At 64.0% G+C, this 19,484-nt stretch carries 21 protein-coding genes; 11 read left to right on the forward strand and 10 right to left on the reverse strand.

The window, feature by feature from the left end; all coding sequences use genetic code 11:
- Nucleotides 1-76 precede the first annotated feature (76 nt).
- The gene (fumC, locus tag NVV79_RS13235; RefSeq protein WP_303990213.1) at nt 77-1,477 is read left to right on the forward strand and encodes a class II fumarate hydratase; all 1,401 of its coding nucleotides are present in this window, start codon (nt 77-79) and stop codon (nt 1,475-1,477) included.
- A 305-nt stretch (nt 1,478-1,782) separates the two neighbouring features.
- Nucleotides 1,783-2,241, forward strand: a complete 459-nt coding sequence (locus NVV79_RS13240; RefSeq protein ID WP_303990215.1) for a hypothetical protein — start codon at nt 1,783-1,785, stop codon at nt 2,239-2,241.
- Here NVV79_RS13240 and NVV79_RS13245 read toward each other — a convergent pair.
- The 3 genes from NVV79_RS13245 to gloB all read right to left on the reverse strand — a co-directional run bounded on the left by NVV79_RS13245 (nt 2,238) and on the right by gloB (nt 3,941).
- Nucleotides 2,238-2,489 (reverse strand): hypothetical protein, encoded by a 252-nt coding sequence (locus tag NVV79_RS13245; RefSeq protein ID WP_303990216.1) that lies wholly within the window; start codon nt 2,487-2,489, stop codon nt 2,238-2,240. The two genes, NVV79_RS13240 and NVV79_RS13245, sit on opposite strands and share 4 nt — an antisense overlap.
- 139 nt (nt 2,490-2,628) lie before the next feature.
- On the reverse strand, nt 2,629-3,171 hold the full coding sequence (locus NVV79_RS13250; RefSeq protein WP_303990219.1) for a GNAT family N-acetyltransferase: 543 nt from the start codon (nt 3,169-3,171) through the stop codon (nt 2,629-2,631).
- 2 nt (nt 3,172-3,173) lie between these two features.
- Nucleotides 3,174-3,941, reverse strand: coding sequence for a hydroxyacylglutathione hydrolase (gene gloB, locus NVV79_RS13255; RefSeq protein ID WP_303990222.1), 768 nt, complete (start codon nt 3,939-3,941; stop codon nt 3,174-3,176).
- Between the two features lie 102 nt (nt 3,942-4,043).
- On the opposite strand from gloB, the gene NVV79_RS13260 reads away from it, so the two are divergent.
- From NVV79_RS13260 to NVV79_RS13275, 4 genes are all read left to right on the forward strand, one after another.
- Nucleotides 4,044-4,775, forward strand: a complete 732-nt coding sequence (locus NVV79_RS13260; RefSeq protein ID WP_303990224.1) for a methyltransferase domain-containing protein — start codon at nt 4,044-4,046, stop codon at nt 4,773-4,775.
- A gap of 48 nt (nt 4,776-4,823) precedes the next feature.
- Complete coding sequence (locus tag NVV79_RS13265; protein WP_303990226.1) at nt 4,824-5,111, forward strand: DUF3175 domain-containing protein; 288 nt, start codon at nt 4,824-4,826, stop codon at nt 5,109-5,111.
- A gap of 63 nt (nt 5,112-5,174) precedes the next feature.
- Entirely contained in the window at nt 5,175-6,272 is a 1,098-nt protein-coding gene (hisC, locus tag NVV79_RS13270) for a histidinol-phosphate transaminase (protein ID WP_303990228.1), read from the forward strand.
- Nucleotides 6,269-7,240, forward strand: a complete 972-nt coding sequence (locus NVV79_RS13275; RefSeq protein ID WP_303990230.1) for a prephenate/arogenate dehydrogenase family protein — start codon at nt 6,269-6,271, stop codon at nt 7,238-7,240. Before hisC ends, NVV79_RS13275 begins: the two co-directional genes overlap by 4 nt.
- Here the strand turns inward: NVV79_RS13275 and NVV79_RS13280 are convergent.
- Nucleotides 7,237-8,208 (reverse strand): DUF2125 domain-containing protein, encoded by a 972-nt coding sequence (locus NVV79_RS13280; protein WP_303990233.1) that lies wholly within the window; start codon nt 8,206-8,208, stop codon nt 7,237-7,239. The two genes, NVV79_RS13275 and NVV79_RS13280, sit on opposite strands and share 4 nt — an antisense overlap.
- A gap of 164 nt (nt 8,209-8,372) precedes the next feature.
- Between NVV79_RS13280 and NVV79_RS13285 the strand changes: the two genes are divergently transcribed.
- Entirely contained in the window at nt 8,373-8,927 is a 555-nt protein-coding gene (locus NVV79_RS13285) for a gamma-glutamylcyclotransferase (protein ID WP_303990236.1), read from the forward strand.
- Here NVV79_RS13285 and NVV79_RS13290 read toward each other — a convergent pair.
- Nucleotides 8,924-9,640 carry a transglycosylase domain-containing protein gene (locus NVV79_RS13290; protein ID WP_303990239.1) on the reverse strand — a complete coding sequence of 239 codons (717 nt, stop codon included), beginning with the start codon at nt 9,638-9,640 and terminating at the stop codon, nt 8,924-8,926. The genes NVV79_RS13285 and NVV79_RS13290 overlap by 4 nt on opposite strands.
- A 93-nt stretch (nt 9,641-9,733) precedes the next feature.
- Between NVV79_RS13290 and NVV79_RS13295 the strand changes: the two genes are divergently transcribed.
- Genes NVV79_RS13295 through NVV79_RS13305 form a run of 3 tightly spaced genes read left to right on the forward strand, consistent with a single transcriptional unit; the run spans nt 9,734 to nt 11,758 of the window.
- The gene (locus NVV79_RS13295; RefSeq protein ID WP_303990241.1) at nt 9,734-10,636 is read left to right on the forward strand and encodes a polyprenyl synthetase family protein; all 903 of its coding nucleotides are present in this window, start codon (nt 9,734-9,736) and stop codon (nt 10,634-10,636) included.
- Nucleotides 10,637-10,638: 2 nt separating this feature from the next.
- The gene (locus NVV79_RS13300) at nt 10,639-11,274 is read left to right on the forward strand and encodes an MOSC domain-containing protein (protein ID WP_303990243.1); all 636 of its coding nucleotides are present in this window, start codon (nt 10,639-10,641) and stop codon (nt 11,272-11,274) included.
- Nucleotides 11,275-11,284: 10 nt separating this feature from the next.
- Nucleotides 11,285-11,758 carry a YbaK/EbsC family protein gene (locus NVV79_RS13305; RefSeq protein WP_303990246.1) on the forward strand — a complete coding sequence of 158 codons (474 nt, stop codon included), beginning with the start codon at nt 11,285-11,287 and terminating at the stop codon, nt 11,756-11,758.
- Here NVV79_RS13305 and NVV79_RS13310 read toward each other — a convergent pair.
- Both NVV79_RS13310 and ispG read right to left on the reverse strand, forming a co-directional pair.
- Nucleotides 11,755-11,922, reverse strand: a complete 168-nt coding sequence (locus NVV79_RS13310; RefSeq protein ID WP_303990250.1) for a hypothetical protein — start codon at nt 11,920-11,922, stop codon at nt 11,755-11,757. The two genes, NVV79_RS13305 and NVV79_RS13310, sit on opposite strands and share 4 nt — an antisense overlap.
- 112 nt (nt 11,923-12,034) lie before the next feature.
- Complete coding sequence (gene ispG, locus NVV79_RS13315) at nt 12,035-13,276, reverse strand: flavodoxin-dependent (E)-4-hydroxy-3-methylbut-2-enyl-diphosphate synthase (RefSeq protein ID WP_303990253.1); 1,242 nt, start codon at nt 13,274-13,276, stop codon at nt 12,035-12,037.
- A gap of 157 nt (nt 13,277-13,433) precedes the next feature.
- On the opposite strand from ispG, the gene NVV79_RS13320 reads away from it, so the two are divergent.
- Complete coding sequence (locus tag NVV79_RS13320; RefSeq protein WP_303990256.1) at nt 13,434-13,733, forward strand: YkvA family protein; 300 nt, start codon at nt 13,434-13,436, stop codon at nt 13,731-13,733.
- 36 nt (nt 13,734-13,769) lie between these two features.
- On the opposite strand, the gene pyc is transcribed toward NVV79_RS13320, so the two are convergent.
- The 3 genes from pyc to NVV79_RS13335 form a co-directional block, all read right to left on the reverse strand.
- Nucleotides 13,770-17,210, reverse strand: coding sequence for a pyruvate carboxylase (gene pyc / locus NVV79_RS13325; protein WP_303990259.1), 3,441 nt, complete (start codon nt 17,208-17,210; stop codon nt 13,770-13,772).
- Nucleotides 17,211-17,312: 102 nt separating this feature from the next.
- Nucleotides 17,313-17,729 (reverse strand): TIGR01244 family sulfur transferase, encoded by a 417-nt coding sequence (locus tag NVV79_RS13330; RefSeq protein ID WP_303990262.1) that lies wholly within the window; start codon nt 17,727-17,729, stop codon nt 17,313-17,315.
- A gap of 115 nt (nt 17,730-17,844) precedes the next feature.
- The gene (locus NVV79_RS13335) at nt 17,845-19,356 is read right to left on the reverse strand and encodes a bifunctional diguanylate cyclase/phosphodiesterase (protein WP_303990265.1); all 1,512 of its coding nucleotides are present in this window, start codon (nt 19,354-19,356) and stop codon (nt 17,845-17,847) included.
- Between the last annotated feature and the right edge of the window lie 128 nt (nt 19,357-19,484).

The raw sequence follows: 19,484 nt of genomic DNA on the forward strand, positions 1-19,484 counted from the left end.
GCCGGCCCTCCTCGGGGTCGGCCGTTTTGCTTTTCCGCCGCCAGCAAGAGCGGCCAACTTTTCTCGGAGTTAAGCCATGAGCATGCGCGTTGAATCGGATACGATGGGCACCATCGAGGTCCCCTCCGACAAGTATTACGGCGCGCAGACCGCTCGCAGCCTGATGAACTTCGACATCGGCGGCGAGAAGATGCCGACCGAGATCGTCACCGCCTTCGGCGTGCTGAAAAAGGCCGCTGCCCTCGCCAACCACAAGCTGGGCCTGCTCGATGAAACCACCCGCGACCTGATCGTGGCCGCCGCCGACGAGGTGATCGCGGGCAAGCTGGCCGATCATTTCCCGCTCGTCGTCTGGCAGACCGGCTCGGGCACCCAGTCCAACATGAATGTCAACGAGGTCATCTCCAACCGCGCCATCGAAATGGCTGGCGGCACCATGGGCTCCAAGAAGCCCGTGCATCCCAATGACCACGTCAATATGAGCCAGTCGTCCAACGACACCTATCCCACGGCCATGCATATCGCCGCCGTCGAGGCGCTGGAAAACTATCTTTTCCCGCGCGTGCAACTGCTGCGCGACACGCTCCACGCCAAATCCGAGGCGTTCATGGACGTAGTCAAGATCGGCCGCACCCACTTGCAGGATGCGACGCCCCTGACCCTGGGCCAGGAAATCTCCGGCTGGGTCGCCCAGATCGACTATGCCGTCGCGGCCATCAAGGCCACCCTGCCCCAGCTCAAGGAACTGGCTTTGGGCGGCACCGCCGTCGGCACCGGCCTCAATGCCCATCCCGATTATGCCGTGGCCGTCGCCAGGGAAATCGCCACCCTGACCGGCCATGGCTTCGTCACCGGGCCGAACAAGTTCGCTCTGCTGGCCGGCCACGACGCCTTTGTCGGCACCTCGGGCGCCCTCAAGCAACTCGCCGTCGCCTTCATGAAGATCGCCAATGACGTACGCTGGCTGGCCTCCGGGCCCCGCTCGGGCCTGGGCGAGATCACCATTCCGGAAAACGAGCCCGGCTCCTCCATCATGCCGGGCAAGGTCAACCCGACCCAGTCCGAAGCCATGACCATGGTCGTCGCCCATGTCATGGGCAATGACGCCGCGATTGGTTTCGCTGCCAGCCAGGGCAATTTCGAACTCAACGTCTTCAAGCCCGTCATCGCCTACAATTTCCTGCAGGCCGTTCGGCTGCTGGCCGACAGCGCCAAGAGCTTCAACGACAATTGCGCCGTCGGCATCGAGCCCGACCGCAAACGCATCAAACAACTGGTCGACCAGTCGCTGATGCTGGTCACCGCCCTCAACCGCCGGATCGGCTACGACAATGCCGCCAAGATCGCCAAGACCGCCCACAAGAACGGCACCACCCTGCGCGAGGAAGCGGTCAAGCTGGGCCTGCTGTCAGGCGAGGAATTCGACGCCGAAGTTAAGCCCGAACAGATGGTCGGCCCGCTCAAGCTGAAGCGCTGAGATCCGCTCGATACTCGGTGGGAATGTCCACTTCGACCTCCCAGCTCGCGACGTCACCCCACCCTCAATCCCTCCCCATCAAGGGGAGGGAGGCGCATGGGCGGCGTCAGTGGTCTAATAGTTCTCTCATCCACCGTCCGGGCTTCCCTCCCCCTTGTGGGGAGGGAATGAGGGTGGGGGTGTTTAGCCCGATACCCGGTTAACCGCCACCCCACTCAGCCTGCATTCATCTGCGACCCATTAGGCACTCTTTGCGGCGGACCGCCAATCTGGCATGGTCCGCCGAGGGAACAAGGAGAGCCAACTTGGTCGAACATGTCTATGTGCCACCGACCGGTGCCGCACCGCGCCGCACCGGCCCGTTCATTCCGCCTCTGCTGATCATACCGTTCCTGGTCTACAACCTGGTCGTCTTCATCTTCCTGGGCGGCAACCCAGCGGGCTGGAGCAATACCGCCTTTTCCATTCCCATGGTCTCGGGCGTGCCATGGGCCGTCTCCATCGGCGACCTGCTGGTCGTCGGTTCGCTGATCCTGTTATTTTTCGAACTGCTGAAATCCACCCGCATCGGCACGGTCTCCATCCTCGAGCACATGCTGTCGATGATCGTCTTCGTGGTGATTCTGGTCGAGTTCCTGCTGATCGGCGCGGCGTCGAGCTCGGTCTTCTTCATCCTGCTTGTCATGTCGCTGATCGATGTCGTGGCCGGTTTCACCATGTCCATCACATCAGCCACGCGCGACATGAGCATGGGGGCCCACTAGGCGACGATGCTCGTCCGGTAGCCCATCGGCATGCGCTTCACGGCAACACTGGCGCCATCGGCATAAGCCCCGATGGCGCCGTCCGCATTGCCGCGCCGGCGGGCGCGTTGCGGCACCAGGTTCGCGCGCGCCGCCAGCAGCTGGCTGACAAAGGCGGCAGTGGTTTCGCTGCGGCGCAGCGACGGGCGCGGACGCGGCGCACCGATCAGCATCGGAAGTCCGGCTTGCTTTGTGTCAGAACTGGCCAATTTTGCCTCGCTTGTCTCAAAGCGGGCCAGCCTGTCTCGAATTGACACAACGCATCTGGCCCTATGCGGTACTAAACGCAATCGGCGTGCCAAATGCTAACAGTCTGTTAACGATTTCCGCTGCTAAAGCGAAGGATGGTTAAAGCGGCAGGTGCATGACATGCCGCCTCTTGCCCTCCCGCCCGACTGCCTTGAAACCGAGGCGTTCGAAGGCCGGAACGAAGCCCATGAAGCGATAGCTGGGCGAATCCGGATCGACCGGATAGGCCTCGAGCACCGTCGCGCCTGCCTGCCGTGCATGGGAGGCTGCGGCGCCGATCAGCTCGGCGCTGAGCCCCGTCTTGCGCTGCGCCTTGGCGACGAACATGCAGGTCAGCGACCACACCGGCCCTTCGTCATCTTCGGGGCCGCCAAGCCCGCGGAAATTCGCCTTGGGCGCCACCGACACCCAGCCCACCGGCGCTCCGTCCCGATAGGCCAGCAGGCCCACCTGCACCTTGTCCGCGATGCGCCCCAGCATCTGCCGGTGGCGGCTGGCGCTCTTGGTATCCTTGAGCTCTTCGCTGGTGGCGCGCCAGGCCATGCACCAGCAATATTTCGGCGCACCGGGCGCGCCGAACAGCGTTTCGAAGTCGCCGACATTAGCCGTGGTCACCGGCTTGAATGTCAGCTTGGCCGCCATGGTCAGAAATTGTCCCTGCCCTTGCGGATCGCGGCAAAAACCTCGGCCGGATCGGCCCCTTCGAGGCCATAATGCCTGGCCAGAACCGGGTCATCGGCCCGCAGGAAGGGATTGGCTGCCTTGTCCTCGCCGAGCAGGAACGGAATGGTCGCCCGCCCGGACGCCTGCAAGGCCTTCACCTCGGCCGCCCGCTTCTGCAGCGCCGCATTGTCCGGATCGATGGAGAGGGCGAATTTGGCGTTGCTGGCGGTATATTCGTGGCCGCAATAGACCAGCGTATCGTCAGGCAATTCGCGCAGGGCCCTGACCCCTTCCCACATCGGCCCCGGCGTGCCCTCGAACATGCGGCCGACGCCGAGCGAGAACAGCGCATCGGCGGTGAAGAGATGCTTGCCCGCCTTGTCGTGAAAAACGATGTGGCCCAGCGTATGCCCCGGCGCGTCATAGACGTGGAACACGGTCTCGCCCAGCGCCAGGGTGTCGCCGCCGCCTACCAGCTCATCGAGATCGGCAATCTTGTCGGCCTCGCCGCGCGGGCCCACGACCCGGGTGCCAAAGGCTGCCTTGAGCTCGGGAATGGCTTCGACATGGTCAATATGGTGGTGGGTGATGAAGATATCGGTCAGCGTCCAGCCGCGATGCACCAGCGCGTTGCGGATCGCCGCGGCTTCCGGCGCGTCGATGGCCGCGGTGCGGCCGCTGGCCGTGTCATGCACCAGATAGCCGAAATTGTCGCTCCGGGCGGGAAACACATCGACGATCAGACTCATGGCAGCACTCCGAAGCAGGGAAACCTGAAAGCTAGGGATACCGGCGCCACATGACAACCGGTCCGTTGGACAAGTCCTTGGGAAAGCGGCAGAGTTGCGCGCATGACCGCCGATGTGACCCGCCTCATCGCCTATTACAAGTCCCCACTGGGGCGCATTTCGCGCGCCTTGGTGCGCGAACAGGTGACCGGGTTGGCCGAGGACGTGACCGGCAAGCGCGTGCTGGGGCTGGGCTTCGCCACGCCCTATATGCGCTTCACACTCGACAAGGCCGAACGCGTGCTGGCCTTCATGCCGGCCCGCCAGGGCGCTTCGGCCTGGCCCCGCGAAGGCCCGTCGCACACGGTGCTCTGCGATCCGCTGGAAATGCCGCTGACCGATGCGGCGATCGACCTGACCATCGCCATCCACGCGCTGGAGCATGTGGCCGATGCCGAGGAGCTGATGCGCGAACTCTGGCGCATCACCGCGCCCAACGGGCACCTGCTCCTCGTCGTGCCGCGCCGCAGGGGCATCTGGGCGCAGCGCGACAACACGCCCTTCGGCTCGGGCAATCCCTATTCCGGCGGACAGATCGACAAGCTGTTGCGCGACCACAGTTTCGTGCCCGAAGCCTGGCGCGATGGCCTCTTCCTGCCGCCCTTCCAGTCTTCGCTGGTGTTGAAATCGACCCGGCTCTTCGAGCGGGTGGGCCGCCTGTTAGGTCCGGCCATGAGCGGAGTCATCTGCGTCCGCGCCCGCAAGGAAGCCTTTCCCGCCGTGCCGCGCCGCAAACGCGAGGAACGCTTCGTGCGCGTGCCGGGACTGAATACGGCCACGGCACGACAAGGGTGATGCAACGCAGGCGGTGTCTCGACGGTTAGCCGGAAAAGGAAAACCGCCATGGCCAATGCAAGGAAATGGTCGCAGGACGTTACCGAACACAGCGATGCGCTGGACCTCGAAGAGCATATCTTCGAATCCCATGACTCCAGGGAAATCGCCAAGTCCCTGAAGCGCTCGGCGGAGGCCAGCCATCGCCGCAAGTCTGAGCCCTACCGCTCGGCCATGTCCATGCTGACCTTCTATATCAACCGCGCCGGCAAGAACCTGCCCGATAAGCAGAAAAAGGTGCTGGAGGATGCCAAGGACGAATTGCGCACCCTGTTCGGTCGGGAAGACGACGACTAGCCTTTGCCTTCCGGGCCTGCTTTGACTATGGTCCGCGCGGTTTTTCCGCCCCAGATTGGCATCATGTCCGACGACACTATCCGACCCGTTCCGCAGCCCGGCATTCTCGACATTGCGCCCTACCTGCCCGGCAAGTCCGGCGCGCCGGGCAGCAATGCCATCAAGCTCTCGGCCAATGAAAGCCCGCTGGGCGCCAGCCCCAAGGCCATGGAAGCCTTTCGCGCCGCGGCGGAGCATCTGGAACTCTACCCCGAAGGCTCTTCGAAAATCCTGCGCACGGCCTTGGCCGAAGTGCATGGGATAGATCCGGACAGGATCGTCTGCGGCAATGGCTCGGACGATCTGCTGCACCTGCTGGCCCAGACCTATCTCGGCGAAGGCGACGAGGCGGTGATGAACCGCTATGGCTTCTCGGTCTATCCGATCATCACCAAGGCCGCCGGCGCCAGCATCGTCATGGTCGAGGAGACCGACTACACGGCAGACGTGGACGCCCTGCTGGCCGCCGTGACCGAAAAGACCAAGGTCATCTGGCTGGCCAATCCCAACAATCCGACCGGCACCTATCTCAGCGATGCCGAGGTGCGGCGGCTGCATGCCGGGCTGCGCCCCGATATCCTGCTCGTCATCGACAGCGCCTATGCCGAATATGTCACCGCAGCCGACTATTCGGTGGGCCTTGAGCTGGTGGGCGAGGCGAGCAATGTCGTCATGGTCCGTACCTTCTCCAAGATGGGACTGGCCGCTGCCCGTATCGGCTGGATGGTGGGGCCGGCACATGTGGTCGACGCCATCAACCGCATCCGCGGCCCGTTCAACGTCAACCTGCCGGCGCAACTGGCCGGGGCCGCGGCGACGCGCGACGTGGAATTCAACGCCCGCCTTAGGGAACACAACGCCAGGTGGCGTGACTGGCTGACGGCGGAGCTGCATTCCAATTATATGCGCGTCGTGCCCAGCCAGGCCAATTTCATCATGGTGCTGTTTCCCGACGCCGAATTCGCCGCCAAGGCCTTCGAGACCCTGCGCGAGCGCGGCTTGATCGTGCGCGAAATCGGCCCTTCCTACGGCATTCCCAACGGCTTGCGCATTTCCATCGGCTCCGAGCAGGCCATGATCGGCGTCGCCGGCATTCTCAAGGCATTGGTCAAGATCTCATGAGCGTTCACTTCCGCAAACTCGCCTTGATCGGCATCGGTCTGATCGGCTCCTCCATCGCGCTGGCGGCGCGGCGGCAGGGGCTGGTCGAAGTCATCTCCATTGCCACCCGCAAGCAGGAAACGCTGGACGAAGCCCGTGAACTCGGGCTGGGCGACATCTATACGCTCGATGCGGCCGAAGCCGTGCGCGGCGCCGATCTGGTCATCATCTGCACGCCCGTAGGCGCCTATGAAAGCGTGATGGAGGCCATCGCCCCGGCGCTGGAGCCGGGCGCGATTCTCTCCGATGTCGGTTCGGTCAAAGGCCATGTCGTCAAGACTTTGGCGCCACTGATTCCTGATGGCGTGAGCTTCATTCCCGGCCATCCGCTGGCCGGCACCGAACATTCCGGCCCGGCAGCCGGCTTTGCCGAATTGTTCGCCGGGCGCTGGTGCGTACTGACCCCCGGCCCGGAAGTCGACCCGATCAAGACCGAAAAGCTCGCCGGTTTCTGGCGGGCCATGGGCAGCCAGGTCGAGAGCATGGACGCCGCCCACCACGATATGGTGCTGGCCATTACCAGCCACATCCCCCACCTGGTCGCCTACAATATCGTGGGCACGGTGGCTGACCTCGAGGCGGCCACCCAGTCCGAAGTCATCAAGTTCTCGGCCTCGGGCTTCCGCGATTTCACCCGCATCGCCGCCTCCGACCCGGTCATGTGGCGCGACGTGTTCCTGACCAATCGCGATGCGGTGCTGGAAATGCTTGGCCGCTTCCTTGAAGACCTGTCGGCTTTGCAGCGCTCGGTGCGCATGGGCGATGGTCCGGCTTTGGAGGCCCTCTTCACCCGCACCCGCGCCATCCGCCGTTCGATCATCTCGGCCGGGCAGGAAACGGCCGCACCGGACTTCGGCCGCCAGCACGAAGCCCCACCGGCACCCGAAGTGCCGTTCATCCGCGAACACGGCGGCGGAGACGACGCCTAGAACAGAGGCGGCAGGCTGGCGATCGGCACCAGGCCGGAGAAGATGCCGCCGGCACGGAAATTGATCTGGTTGACATGTGCGCCATCGGCACCCGGTGTGCCCAGCACCAGCGTGCGCCAGGGCTCCTGCAACAGGGGTCCGATACGCTCGGCAACACCGGTCGAGGTGATGGCGATCTGACCGTCGACCATGCCCTGCTCGTCGAGCCCGAGTTGGCCCTCGGCATCGAGCACTGAAGCCGCATCGGTGGCGTGAATGGCGACGATCTTGAGCGCACCGCCGGCCTGCTGCATGGAAGGCAGCAGCATCGGGTCGCCCCAGTTGCGCACGTCGTCGGGCAGGCCTGAAAGCTCGAGCTGCACTTCGGCATTGGTGTCGGTCAGCGTCAGGCCGGGCCAGGCGAGATTGTCGGCCCGGGCATAAAGCGCCAAAGCCGCCACATGCCGCTCGGCGTCATATTGCTCGGGAATGTCGAACAGGTGAATTTCGGTGAGCGGGCTCTGCGCGATCACCGCATCGCCGAACAGCGTGTCCGACCAGACCAGGTCCTTGCCCGATAGCGAGGCGCGGGCAATGCGCCAATTGTCGAGCCGCACGCTGGCTTCAAGGCTGGACCAGGCCACGCCATTGCGCGTGCCGGTAAAGTTGTCGCTCAACTGCAGCGGCCCCTTTGCCGAGGCCAGCACATGGAACGGCGCATAGACGCGAATACTGGCGCGGATGCCGGGGACATCGACGACGATATCGCCGCTGACGATACGGGCGGTTTCGCAATCGACGTCGAAACGGAAGGGGAAGCCGCCGACGTCCAGCGTGCCGCAGGTGAGATTGGGTTCCGTCACGCCATCGGTCAATGCCAGCGCATCGACATTCTGCTTCACGACGCCAGCCAGCACCAGCCATGCCGCGCTCCACAGCACAATGACCGCCACCACGACACTGCCAAGAATGATGATTCGCTTCTTCATGGCGGCACTCTTACCTGCGCGGGCCGGCGGACTGAAGCACCTTCGCAACCTCCGGCGTTCATCGGCGGTAAATCCGGGTCGCCATAGGATTGCATGGCTTCTATCGAGACTGCGCAATTGCCTCGCGCGGCAAGCTTGCCTAGGTTTCTGTTCAGGTTATGGCGATGCACGGTACGGACAATACAGCGACCCACTGGGTCTTCGGCTACGGTTCCCTGATCTGGAATCCGGGATTTGCCCATGTCTCGGCGCAACAGGGCCTGCTCAAGGGCGCGCATCGCAGCCTTTCCATTGTGTCCCATCACCATCGTGGCACGGTGGAGCAGCCTGGCCTGGTCTTCGGGCTGACGCGCGGCGGCTCCTGCCGCGGCATGGTGTTCGAAGTGGCCGATGCCGATTGGGCGCAGGTCTATGCCTATCTGCAGGAGCGCGAACAGGTGACCTCGGTCTATCGCGATGTCACCCGTCCGGTGCATCTCGCCGATGGCCGCATGGTCGGTGCGCTGGCCTTTCTCGTGGATGAGCACCACGAACAATTTGCCGGCCGGCTGAGCCTCGACCAGCAACTGGCCATGGTACGATCAGGGGTAGGCCTGTCCGGTCGCAATGTCGACTATGTGCTCAATACCGCCCGCCATCTGCGCGAGCTCGGCATTCGCGACCGGCAGTTGATGGCGCTGGCCGACCTGCTGGCCCACGAGGACGCCACCGCCGCCTAAAGTGCCAGCCGCCCATTCTCGCCGACGCAACTGGCGCGGTCGCCATATTCGATGACGCGGGCTTCGATGATCCCGGCAATGCGCAACATGCCCGGAGACGGCCTCCCCGGTTGCCGCAGCATGGGGTTGGGCAGAGCCGTCACCAGCAGCGTCGCCGTCCGCCAATCGAGATTTTGCGGCGCGATGCCGAAGGCCCTTCGCGCCCCCGCCGCGACGCCGAACTGCCCTTCCGGACCCCATTCGGCAATGTTGAGATAGATTTCCATGATCCGCCGTTTGGGCAGGACGAGGTCGATATAGAAGGCCAGCGGCACTTCCAGTGCCTTGCGCACCACGCTCTGCTCGTTCCACAGGAACAGGTTCCGCGCCACCTGCATGGTGATGGTCGAAGCGCCCCGCGCATCCTTGCCAGCCATGAAATTATCGACCTCGTCGCGCAGCGCCCCCAGATCGACGCCCCAGTGGCGGCAGAACTGGCCATCTTCGGAGAGAATGACCGAGGCCTTGAGACGGTCGGAAATATCGCCGATATCGCGCCATTCGCGATCGACCGGCCTGCCGGTGAGGTAGCGCTCCAGCATGGGAACCGAGACGGGATCGACGAAGAGATAGACCGGTGTCAACAGTACGGGAATGGCGACGAGCACGGCCGCGGCAAGGCCCAGCCAGCGCAGGATGCGCCAAATGCCCTTGGATTTGCGTCGTCTTGCCATGTCTCTCCATAACCGCCGCGGGACCGTTCATCCAGCCCCGGCGCGGCGCCGCGTCCCCTTGCCGCCGCATCGGCAAACGGCTAGCAACATGCCATGTACGACTTCTCCGCCGACATTGCCGATTGCGCCAAAGCCGTGGAAGCAGCGCTGGCGCGGCAGCTCGATGCGGCGCCGCTGTCCGGGCCGGGCCCGGCCCCCGCAAGGCTGATCCAGGCCATGCGCCATGGCAGCCTCGCCGGTGGCAAGCGCCTGCGCCCATTGCTGGTGCGGCAGGCCGCAGCGATCTTCAATATTCCCGCCGCGCAGGCGCTGACAGCCGGTCTCGCCGTGGAAATGATCCACTGCTATTCGCTTGTTCATGACGACCTGCCCGCCATGGACAATGACGACCTGCGCCGTGGCCGGCCCACCGTGCACAAGGAATATGACGACGCCACGGCTATCCTGGCTGGTGACTCACTCCTCACCCACGCTTTCGGGCTGCTCGCCGACCCGGCTTGTCACCCCGATGCGGCAGTGCGGGTCGCGCTGGTGGCCGAATTGGCCACCGGGTCCGGCGCCGGCGGCATGGTGGGCGGGCAGATGCGCGATATCGAGGGCGAGGCCGGCGGCCTTTCCCCCGACGAGATTTCCACCATGCAGGCGATGAAGACCGGCGCGCTGATCCGCGCCAGCGTTCGCATGGGCGCCATGCTGGGCGGGGCCGACGCGCGGGCGCTGTCGGTGCTGACGCTCTACGCCGAGCTGGCCGGCCGCGCCTTCCAACTGGCCGACGACATTCTCGACGTCACCGCCACGCCGGAGGCCATGGGCAAGGCCACCGGCAAGGATGCGGCGCTTGGCAAGCAGACGCTGGTGGCGACCCTCGGGCTCGATGGCGCCCGCGCCAGATTGAACCAGACCGTCACCGAAGCATTGTCCACCCTGCGGACCTTCGGCCGCAAGGCCGACGGCCTGCGCGCCACCGTGCGTTATTTTGCCAGCCGGGAGTACTGAGCTTGGCCATTCTCGCCAGCGTCAATATCGGCAAGCCACAGCCTATTCCCGGCAAGAGCGGCAAGACCGGCATCTACAAGACCCCGGTGGAGGGCGATGTGGCCGTCACGCGCGAGGGCGTGGCTGGCGATGCGGTGATGGACAGCAAGCATCACGGCGGCCGGGACCAGGCGGTCTATCTCTATTTCAGTGACGACTATCTCTGGTGGTCGAACGAACTGGGGCGTGAGATCGCGCCCGGCACTTTCGGCGAGAACCTGACCATTGGCGGCGTCGAGGGGCGCCAGATCGCGGTGGGCGACCGCTTCACCATCGACAAGCTCGTGCTCGAAGTCACCTCCCACCGCACGCCCTGCAACGTCTTTGCCCTGCGCATGGGCGACCCGAAATTCATCCGCCGCTTCCACAAGGCCGGACGCCCCGGCGCCTATTGCCGGGTGATCACCGAGGGCATGCTGCATGCCGGCCAGCCGGTGCGCTACACGCGCTTCGCCGGCGAGCGCATAACGGTCGCCGAATTGATGGCACTCGACGGCATGCGCGAGCCCGACCCCGCCATTCTCCGCCGTGCCCTCCTGGCACCCGTCCACTACAAGATGCGCGCCGATTTCGAAGAGAAACTGGCCAGACTGTTCTAACGAGTTTTTCATGAGCCTTGCTTCCGTCCAAGCCGACCTCGCCACCCGCGCCCCCGATCTTGCCGTCATCGTCACCGATGCCTCGACCGCCACCGTGCAACTGGCGGCCGAGGTCCATGGCGTCGAGCCGGGCCAGATCGCCAAGACGCTGTGCATCCGCGTCAAGGACGAGGAATTCCTTCTGGTGACGCGGGGCGATGCGCGGCTGGACAACCAGAAATCCAAATCCGCCTTTGGCGGCCGCCCGCGCATGTTGGGCGCCGAGGACGTGCTACGCCTCACCAGCCATCAGGTGGGCGGCGTCTGCCCCTTCGGCCTGCCGGCCCCGCTGCCGATCTATCTCGATGTCTCACTCAAGGTCTATGACCTGGTGATCCCGGCCGGCGGCTCCACCCATGCCTCGGTCAGGCTGACGGTCGATCGGCTCGCCGAGCTCTGCGGCAACAAATGGGCCGATGCCTGCGTGCCGCCCGTCGACGCCTAGCGGCGCCCGCTGCCCGAATTATGAAAGCCGCGGGTCAGGTTCCTGAACCCGGCCTTGAACCGCTCGGGATCGCGCTTCCATTGTCGATGCCAGATGAGCCCGGTGACCAGCGCCACCAGCAGCACTACCGGCACGACAAGCCCGGCAATCTCCCAACCGGTCATGCGAGGTTCCCGGTCAGCGCCAGCGCCGCCAGAACCAGCAGCAGCATGCCGACCCAGAACCAGCGGCGGGGCGAGGATTGGAAGGGCGTGAACAACCGGCGGAAAAACTCTTTCATTCCGCCGCCGTCTTCTGCCCGGTGCCGAACTTGCGTTCGATATAGTCGGCCACCATTACCTTGAACTGGTCGGCTACGTCGGCCCCGCGCAAAGTAGCGACCTTCTCGCCATCGACGAAAACCGGCGCGGCCGGGGTTTCCCCCGTACCCGGCAGCGAAATGCCGATATTGGCATGCTTGCTCTCGCCCGGTCCGTTGACGATACAGCCCATGACAGCCACCGACAGCGTCTCGACCCCCGGATAGCGCTCGCGCCATTCCGGCATCGAGATGTTGAGATGATCCTGGATATCCTTGGCCAGCGTCTGGAACGTGGTTGAGGTGGTGCGGCCGCAGCCGGGGCAGGCCGCCACGACGGGCAGGAACTGGCGGAAGCCCATGGTCTGCAGCAATTCCTGCGCTACCTTGACTTCGGTGGTGCGGTCGCCGCCCGGCTCCGGCGTCAGCGAAATACGGATCGTGTCGCCAATGCCCTGCTGCAGCAGGATGCCCAGGGCGGCCGACGAGGCGACAATGCCCTTGGAGCCCATGCCGGCTTCGGTGAGGCCGAGATGCAGCGCATAGTCGCAGCGCGCGGCCAGCTCCTGATAGACCGCGATCAGATGCTGGACGTCGCTGACCTTGGTCGAGAGGATGATCTTGTCCCGGCCCATGCCCAGTTCTTCGGCACGTCTGGCCGAAAGCAGGGCCGACTGGATGATCGCCTCGCGCTGCACCGCCGCCGCCGAAATCGGCACCGCGGAGGCCGCGTTCTCATCCATCAGTTTGGTCAGCAATTCCTCGTCGAGCGAACCCCAGTTCACCCCGATGCGGACGGGCTTGTCATATTTGTTGGCAATGTCGATCAGCGTCGAGAATTGCGTATCGCGCTTGGCCTTGAAGCCGACATTACCCGGATTGATGCGGTATTTGGCCAAGGCCTCGGCGCAGGCCGGATGATCGGTCAGCAGCTTGTGGCCGATATAGTGGAAGTCGCCCACCAGCGGCACGTCATAGCCCATGGAGGCCAGTCGATCGCGGATTTCAGGCACCGCAGCGGCGGATTCATCGCGGTCCACGGTGATGCGCACGATTTCCGAACCGGCACGGGCCAGTTGCATGACCTGCCTTACCGTGGCGTCGATATCGGCGGTATCGGTATTGGTCATCGACTGCACGACAACAGGCGCGCCGCCGCCGACCATGACGCCACCGACATCCACACCTACCGATTGCCTGCGCTCTGCCGGGCCAGCCATGAAAAACACCTCTGGAGTTCTGAGGGAGAAATAAGCCTGCTAGCGTAGCGACGCAATGTTTCTCGATTGTGTCGAACGGACGCGGGCCTGCCAACCATTCAGCGCAAGGTGATCGGCGCCATCTTGAACCGGCCCCGGCAGCAACCATTTATAGGGCATGTTCAAGATGCTCCTCCCCCGCCTCGTCCTCTTCCGCAAGGAAGTCGTCCAGCTCTGGAAGGCTTTCTGGGCGCCCGAGACCCCGCTCCACCTCAAGGCCGCAACGCTGTTCGTGGCCTTCTACCTGGTCAATCCGCTCGACATCATCCCCGATGTCATCCCCCTGCTTGGCTGGGTCGACGACATGATCCTGGTGCCACTGATGGTGAGCTGGATCGTCAGCCGCCTGCCCGTGCTCGCACGGGTCTATGCCGGCAAGTATGGACCGACTGTCGACGGCCAGGCGCGTCGGCTCTAGCAGCAAAAAAGGCCCGGATCGCTCCGGGCCTAGTGTTTATTCGAACCGCACCAGCAGGTCCTTGGCGTCGATCTGATCGCCCGGCTTGATCAGCAATTCGGCGATCACCCCATCCACTTCGGCATGGAGCGCCGTTTCCATCTTCATCGCTTCAATGGAACACAGCACATCGCCCGCCGTGACATGCTGGCCTTCCTTGACGGCCAGGGTCGAGATAACACCCGGCATCGGCGCGCCGACCTGCTTGGCATCGCCAGGCGCCGCCTTGGCCCGTATCTTGACCTCGCCGGCCTTGAGCCGGTCGGGCACCACAATGGTGCGCGGCTGGCCGTTGAGATCGAAGAACACCCGCACTTCGCCCTTTTCATTGGTCGGGGCGCGGCCGAGATAGTTGACGACCAGCGTCTTGCCCTTCTCGATATCGACCAGCAGTTCGTCGCCTTCATCCAGCCCATAGAAATAGACCGGGGTCGGCAGCACTTCGGTGGGGCCGTAGCGATCCTGCGTCTTTTCGAAATCCGAATAGACCTTGGGATACATGAGATATGAAGCCAGCCTGAAATCGTCGATCTCGTGCCCGACCTCGTCGGCCACCTTCTTGCGCTCGGCTTCAAGATCGACCGGCTTGAGATAGGAGCCCGGCCGCTCGGTCAGCGGCTTCTTGCCCTTGAGCACCTTCTTCTGCAGTTCCTTGGGGAAGCCGCCCGGCGGCTGGCCCAGATCGCCGGCGAAGAAGCCGACAACGGAATCGGGGAAGGCGATATCCTTGTCCGGATTTTCTACATCGGCCCGCTTGAGGCCGGCCGAGACCATGGCCAGGGCCATGTCACCGACCACCTTGGATGAGGGTGTGACCTTGACGATATCGCCGAACATCTGGTTGACGTCGGCATAGGTCTGGGCGACTTCGTGCCAGCGGGTTTCGAGCCCCAGCGAGCGCGCCTGTTCCTTGAGATTGGTGAACTGGCCACCCGGCATTTCATGCAGATAGACCTCGGACGCCCCGCCCTTGAGATCGCTCTCGAAGGCGCGATACTGCGTGCGCACGGCTTCCCAATAGAACGAGATCTGGCGGATCGCCTTGGCGTCGAGTTCAGGATCGCGTTCGCTGCCGGCAATGGCGGCCACCAGCGAGCCCAGCGTCGGCTGGCTGGTCGTGCCGCTCAGCGCATCCATGGCCGCATCCACCGCATCGACACCCGCCTCGACCGCCGCCAGCACCGTGGCTGAAGCCGCGCCTGACGTATCGTGGGTATGCAGGTGGATGGGCAGGCCCACTTCCTGCTTCAGCGTGGCAATGAGCGTCCTGGCTGCGGCAGGCTTGAGCAGCCCCGCCATGTCCTTGAGGCCCAGCACATGCGCGCCGGCCTGTTCGAGCTCCTTGGCCAGCCCCACATAATATTTGAGGTCATACTTGGACCGTTCGGGATCGAACAGGTCGCCGGTATAACAGATGACGCCCTCGGCGACCTTGCCCTCCTCGATGACGGCATCGAGCGACACACGCATATTCTCGACCCAGTTCAGGCAATCGAACACGCGGAAGATATCGACGCCGCCGACCGCGGCCTGGCGCACGAAGAACTTGACGACATTGTCGGCATAATTGGTGTAGCCGACGCCATTGCTGCCGCGCAGCAGCATCTGTGTCAGGATATTGGGCGCACCCTCGCGCACCTTGGCCAGACGCTCCCACGGATCCTCGTTGAGGAAGCGCATGGAAACGTCGAAGGTTGCCCCGCCCCAGCATTCGAGACTGAACAGGTTGGGCAGGCCACGGCTATAGGCTTGGGCAATGCGGGTGATGTCGAAGCTGCGCATGCGGGTCGCCAGCAGCGACTGATGCGCGTCACGCATGGTCGTGTCGGTGAACAGCACCCGCTTCTGCGCCTTCATCCATTGCGCCAGCGCCATCGGACCATCGCGGTCGAGAATCTGCCGGCTGCCCTCAATCGTGGCCAGCGCCGGGAATTCCGGCACGATCGGCGCGGCGGCTTCGGCCGGCGGCCTGGGCCGGTCACGCACTTCGGGATGCCCATTGACCGTGACGTCGGCGATGTAGCTGAGCAGCTTGGTCGCGCGATCCTTGCGCGGCTTGAAGTTGAACAGTTCCGGCGTCGTATCGATGAACCGCGTCGTATAGCGATTCTCGACGAAGTCCGGGTGGGTGATGATGTTTTCGAGGAAGGCCAGATTGGTGGCCACGCCGCGAATGCGGAATTCACGCAGGGCGCGATGCATCCGGGCAATGGCTTCCTCGGCCGATGGCGCCCAGCAGGTAACCTTTTCCAGCAGCGGATCGTAGAACCGGGTGATGACGGCGCCGGCATAGGCCGTGCCGCCATCGAGCCGCACGCCGAAGCCGGTGGCGCCGCGATAGGCGGTGATGCGGCCATAGTCGGGAATGAAATTGTGCTCGGGATCTTCGGTGGTTACCCGGCACTGGATGGCATTGCCGTTGAGCCGGATATTTTCCTGGCTCGGCACGCCGGATTCGGGCGTGCCGATGACAGCGCCATCGAGCAGGTGGATCTGCGCCTTGACGATATCGATGCCGGTCACCTCTTCGGTGACGGTATGTTCCACCTGGATGCGCGGGTTCACTTCGATGAAGTAGAACTTGTCGGTATCGGCATCCATCAGGAATTCGACCGTACCGGCGCCGCGATAATTGGCCGCCTTGCCCAGCCGTACGGCGGCATCGGTCAGGTCCTTGCGCACGGCGTCGCTGAGATAGGGTGCTGGGGCGCGCTCCACCACCTTCTGGTTGCGGCGCTGCACCGAGCAGTCGCGTTCATAGAGATGCACCAGATTGCCGTGGTCGTCGCCGATCAGTTGCACTTCGACATGGCGCGCCCGCTCGACCAGCTTTTCGAGATACATCTCGTCCTTGCCGAAGGCTGCCTTGGCCTCGCGCTTGCCTTCGGAAACTTCCGACAGCAGCGACTTCTCATCCATGATGCGGCGCATGCCGCGCCCGCCGCCGCCCCAGCTCGCCTTGAGCATCAGCGGATAGCCGATCCCGGCTGCCAGTTGCTTGATCTGCTCGGGATCGTCAGGCAGCGCCTCGGTCGCCGGCACGACAGGCACATTGCTTGATATCGCCATGTTGCGTGCGGCAACCTTGTTGCCGAGGTCGCGCATGGTCTGGGCGCGCGGACCGATGAAGATCAGGCCGGCATCCTCGCAGGCATCGACGAATTCCGGGCTTTCCGACAGCAGCCCATAGCCGGGATGGATGGCATCGGCGCCTGAAATGCGCGCGATGCGGATATATTCATCGATCTGCAGGTAGGCTTCGACCGGACCCTTGCCCTTGCCGATCAGATAGGCCTCGTCGGCCTTGAACCGGTGCAGTGCCAGCTTGTCTTCTTCGGCATAGGCGGCGACCGTCTTGAGTCCCAGCTCATTGGCGGCGCGGAACACGCGAATGGCGATTTCGCTTCTGTTGGCGACAAGGATTTTCTTGATGGGCATGAATGTCCGTCCGAGCAGGAGGGGTTTGGGACCCTGGCGGGTCCGGCTCAGGTATGCGGACGGCTGGGGACGGTTGCCCGTCCAACCGTCGAAACAAATAGTCTAGCTGCGGCTCAGGTGGCCAGCGAGGTGGCTCATGTCGTAGCCGGCCTCGGCCGCCTCACGAATGATCTCGCTTGCCTCCATCTCTCCCGCCTGGCTCAGCGCCCACAAAGTAGTGGAGCGCGTCCCCGAACGGCAGAAGCAGAAGACCGGACCCGCGCTCCCCTCGAGCACGGATTTGGTCTTTTCGACCATGTCGGGCGAAACCCCTTCACGGCCAAGAGGGATGGCATAATAGTCGAGCCCGGCGGCTTTGGCGGCCGCTTCGATGACGGCGCCCTCCGGCTGGTCGGGCGATTCCCCGTCCGGGCGATTATTGACGATGGCGACGAAACCGGCGGCTTTGAGCGCTGCGACGTCCTCGGGCTGAATCTGCCCCGAAACGCTGACGTGATCGTTGATCCGCTTCAAATCCAAGTCACTACTCCCGCTGCCATGGACGGCTTCCCCGTCTCCTTATATGCGCCGGGCCCCACCCGACGCAACTACGACGGAAGGATAGCTGTCACGAACCTGTCATGGATCGGGCCATTCAGGCAGCCACCGCGGCGCTGGTCTTGGCCAGCGGCTTGGGCCGCCCGAGCAGGAATCCCTGAAATGCCGTGCAGCCTGCCTGCCGCAACTGCATGAACTGTTCCTGCGTCTCGACGCCCTCGGCCACCACCTCCACCGGCAGCGAGCGGGCGATATCGCAGATGGCCGAGACGATCATGCCGTCGATACGACTGGCGCCGAGATTGGCGACGTAGCTCCGGTCGATCTTGATGATGTCAAAGGCGAAGCCTCGAAGATATTGCAGGCTCGCATGGCCGGCCCCGAAATCGTCGATGGCGATGCGCACGCCCAGCGTACGCAGGGCCGCCAGGTTTTCCAGCTCCACATCGCCGGCATTGAGCGGCACCGTCTCGGTGATCTCGACGACGATGCGGCGTGGGTCCGTACCCGTCTCTGCCAGGGTCGCCGCGAACCGGCCGGCGAAATCGGCATGGCGTAGCTGCATCGGCGATACATTGATGGCCACCGGCTTGCCGCCCAGATTTTCGAGGTCGGCGCAGACGCGCCGCAACACCCAATCGCCCAATTTATCGATGAGATCGCTCTCTTCGGCGATGGGGATGAACTGGGCCGGCGAAATCATGCCGCGCACCTGATGGCGCCAGCGCACCAGCGCCTCATGCGAGCGGATTTGCAGGTCGGCGCCGAAAATCGGCTGATAATGCAGCTCCAGCTCGTTCATCATCAGGGCGGCGCGCAGCTCGCGCTCGACGAAGCGGCGCTGCCGCTCGTCGCCCAGCATGTCGGGCTCGTAGCAGAGCACGCTATGGCGGCCGGACCGCTTGCCCTTGTAAAGCGCCAGATCGGCCTTGGAGATCAGGTCGGTCGGATCGACGGCATCCTGCGGCGCCAGGGCCACGCCGATGGAGGCAGAAAGCCGCACCGGGCGGCCCATGATGTTGACCGGGCGTTCCAACTGGCGCAGCAGTTCCTCGCCAAGCCGGCGGAGGCCGGGCTTGTTGTCATGCCCGAGGATAATGATGCCGAACTCGTCACCGCCCAGCCGGCCCAGTATGCCGCCGGGAATGACCTGTTCGATGGTGCGGGCCAGATGCACCAGGGCCGCATCGCCCGCCGCATGGCCTGCGCTGTCGTTGAGCACCTTGAGATTGTCCATGTCGAGCTGCAGGTAGCCGACCGACCGCTCGGCGCCATGAAACACGTCATCGGCCAGCGCTTCGAGGAAATAGGCCCGGTTGAACACGCCGGTCAGCGCGTCGCGATTGGCCCTGGTCCGGGCCTGACGAGCCTGCTCGGCTATGGTCGACAACTGCCGCGACAGCCAGCGGTGGCCATAGGCCAGAATGGCCAGGAGCACGACGCCGCCGAACAGTGCGATAGCAGGCAGAACTGCCTGCACCTCTGCCCCCAGCAGGCTGAAGAAAGCCAGGAAGCGGACAATCACGATGGCGATGACCAGCACAGCGACCGCGAGCGCGGCACGGCGATAGCCGCGGAGAACAGAAGCAAAATCAGGATCGCGGCGCATGGTGGTTGAGTTCCGGACGCAGTATCCCATCTATCGTGGAAAAGGTCTGAACACAGGGTAAACGAACGGAGAAATCCGTTGTTTTACATTGGGTTAGAGCGACCATGCCTCCGGTCGATCGCAAAACC

Origin of the sequence: Devosia ginsengisoli (assembly GCF_024707105.1) — a bacterium.
Taxonomy (GTDB): Bacteria; Pseudomonadota; Alphaproteobacteria; order Rhizobiales; family Devosiaceae; genus Devosia; species Devosia ginsengisoli_A.

Coding starts and splice junctions, on each gene's coding strand:
- fumC (WP_303990213.1), top strand. CDS start 77: ATGAGCATGCGCGTTGAATCGGATACGATGGGCACCATCGAGGTCCCC.
- NVV79_RS13250 (WP_303990219.1), bottom strand. CDS start 3,171: ATGGCGGCCAAGCTGACATTCAAGCCGGTGACCACGGCTAATGTCGGC.
- gloB (WP_303990222.1), bottom strand. CDS start 3,941: ATGAGTCTGATCGTCGATGTGTTTCCCGCCCGGAGCGACAATTTCGGC.
- NVV79_RS13260 (WP_303990224.1), top strand. CDS start 4,044: ATGACCGCCGATGTGACCCGCCTCATCGCCTATTACAAGTCCCCACTG.
- NVV79_RS13265 (WP_303990226.1), top strand. CDS start 4,824: ATGGCCAATGCAAGGAAATGGTCGCAGGACGTTACCGAACACAGCGAT.
- hisC (WP_303990228.1), top strand. CDS start 5,175: ATGTCCGACGACACTATCCGACCCGTTCCGCAGCCCGGCATTCTCGAC.
- NVV79_RS13275 (WP_303990230.1), top strand. CDS start 6,269: ATGAGCGTTCACTTCCGCAAACTCGCCTTGATCGGCATCGGTCTGATC.
- NVV79_RS13280 (WP_303990233.1), bottom strand. CDS start 8,208: ATGAAGAAGCGAATCATCATTCTTGGCAGTGTCGTGGTGGCGGTCATT.
- NVV79_RS13285 (WP_303990236.1), top strand. CDS start 8,373: ATGCACGGTACGGACAATACAGCGACCCACTGGGTCTTCGGCTACGGT.
- NVV79_RS13290 (WP_303990239.1), bottom strand. CDS start 9,640: ATGGCAAGACGACGCAAATCCAAGGGCATTTGGCGCATCCTGCGCTGG.
- NVV79_RS13295 (WP_303990241.1), top strand. CDS start 9,734: ATGTACGACTTCTCCGCCGACATTGCCGATTGCGCCAAAGCCGTGGAA.
- NVV79_RS13305 (WP_303990246.1), top strand. CDS start 11,285: ATGAGCCTTGCTTCCGTCCAAGCCGACCTCGCCACCCGCGCCCCCGAT.
- NVV79_RS13310 (WP_303990250.1), bottom strand. CDS start 11,922: ATGACCGGTTGGGAGATTGCCGGGCTTGTCGTGCCGGTAGTGCTGCTG.
- ispG (WP_303990253.1), bottom strand. CDS start 13,276: ATGGCTGGCCCGGCAGAGCGCAGGCAATCGGTAGGTGTGGATGTCGGT.
- NVV79_RS13320 (WP_303990256.1), top strand. CDS start 13,434: ATGTTCAAGATGCTCCTCCCCCGCCTCGTCCTCTTCCGCAAGGAAGTC.
- pyc (WP_303990259.1), bottom strand. CDS start 17,210: ATGCCCATCAAGAAAATCCTTGTCGCCAACAGAAGCGAAATCGCCATT.
- NVV79_RS13335 (WP_303990265.1), bottom strand. CDS start 19,356: ATGCGCCGCGATCCTGATTTTGCTTCTGTTCTCCGCGGCTATCGCCGT.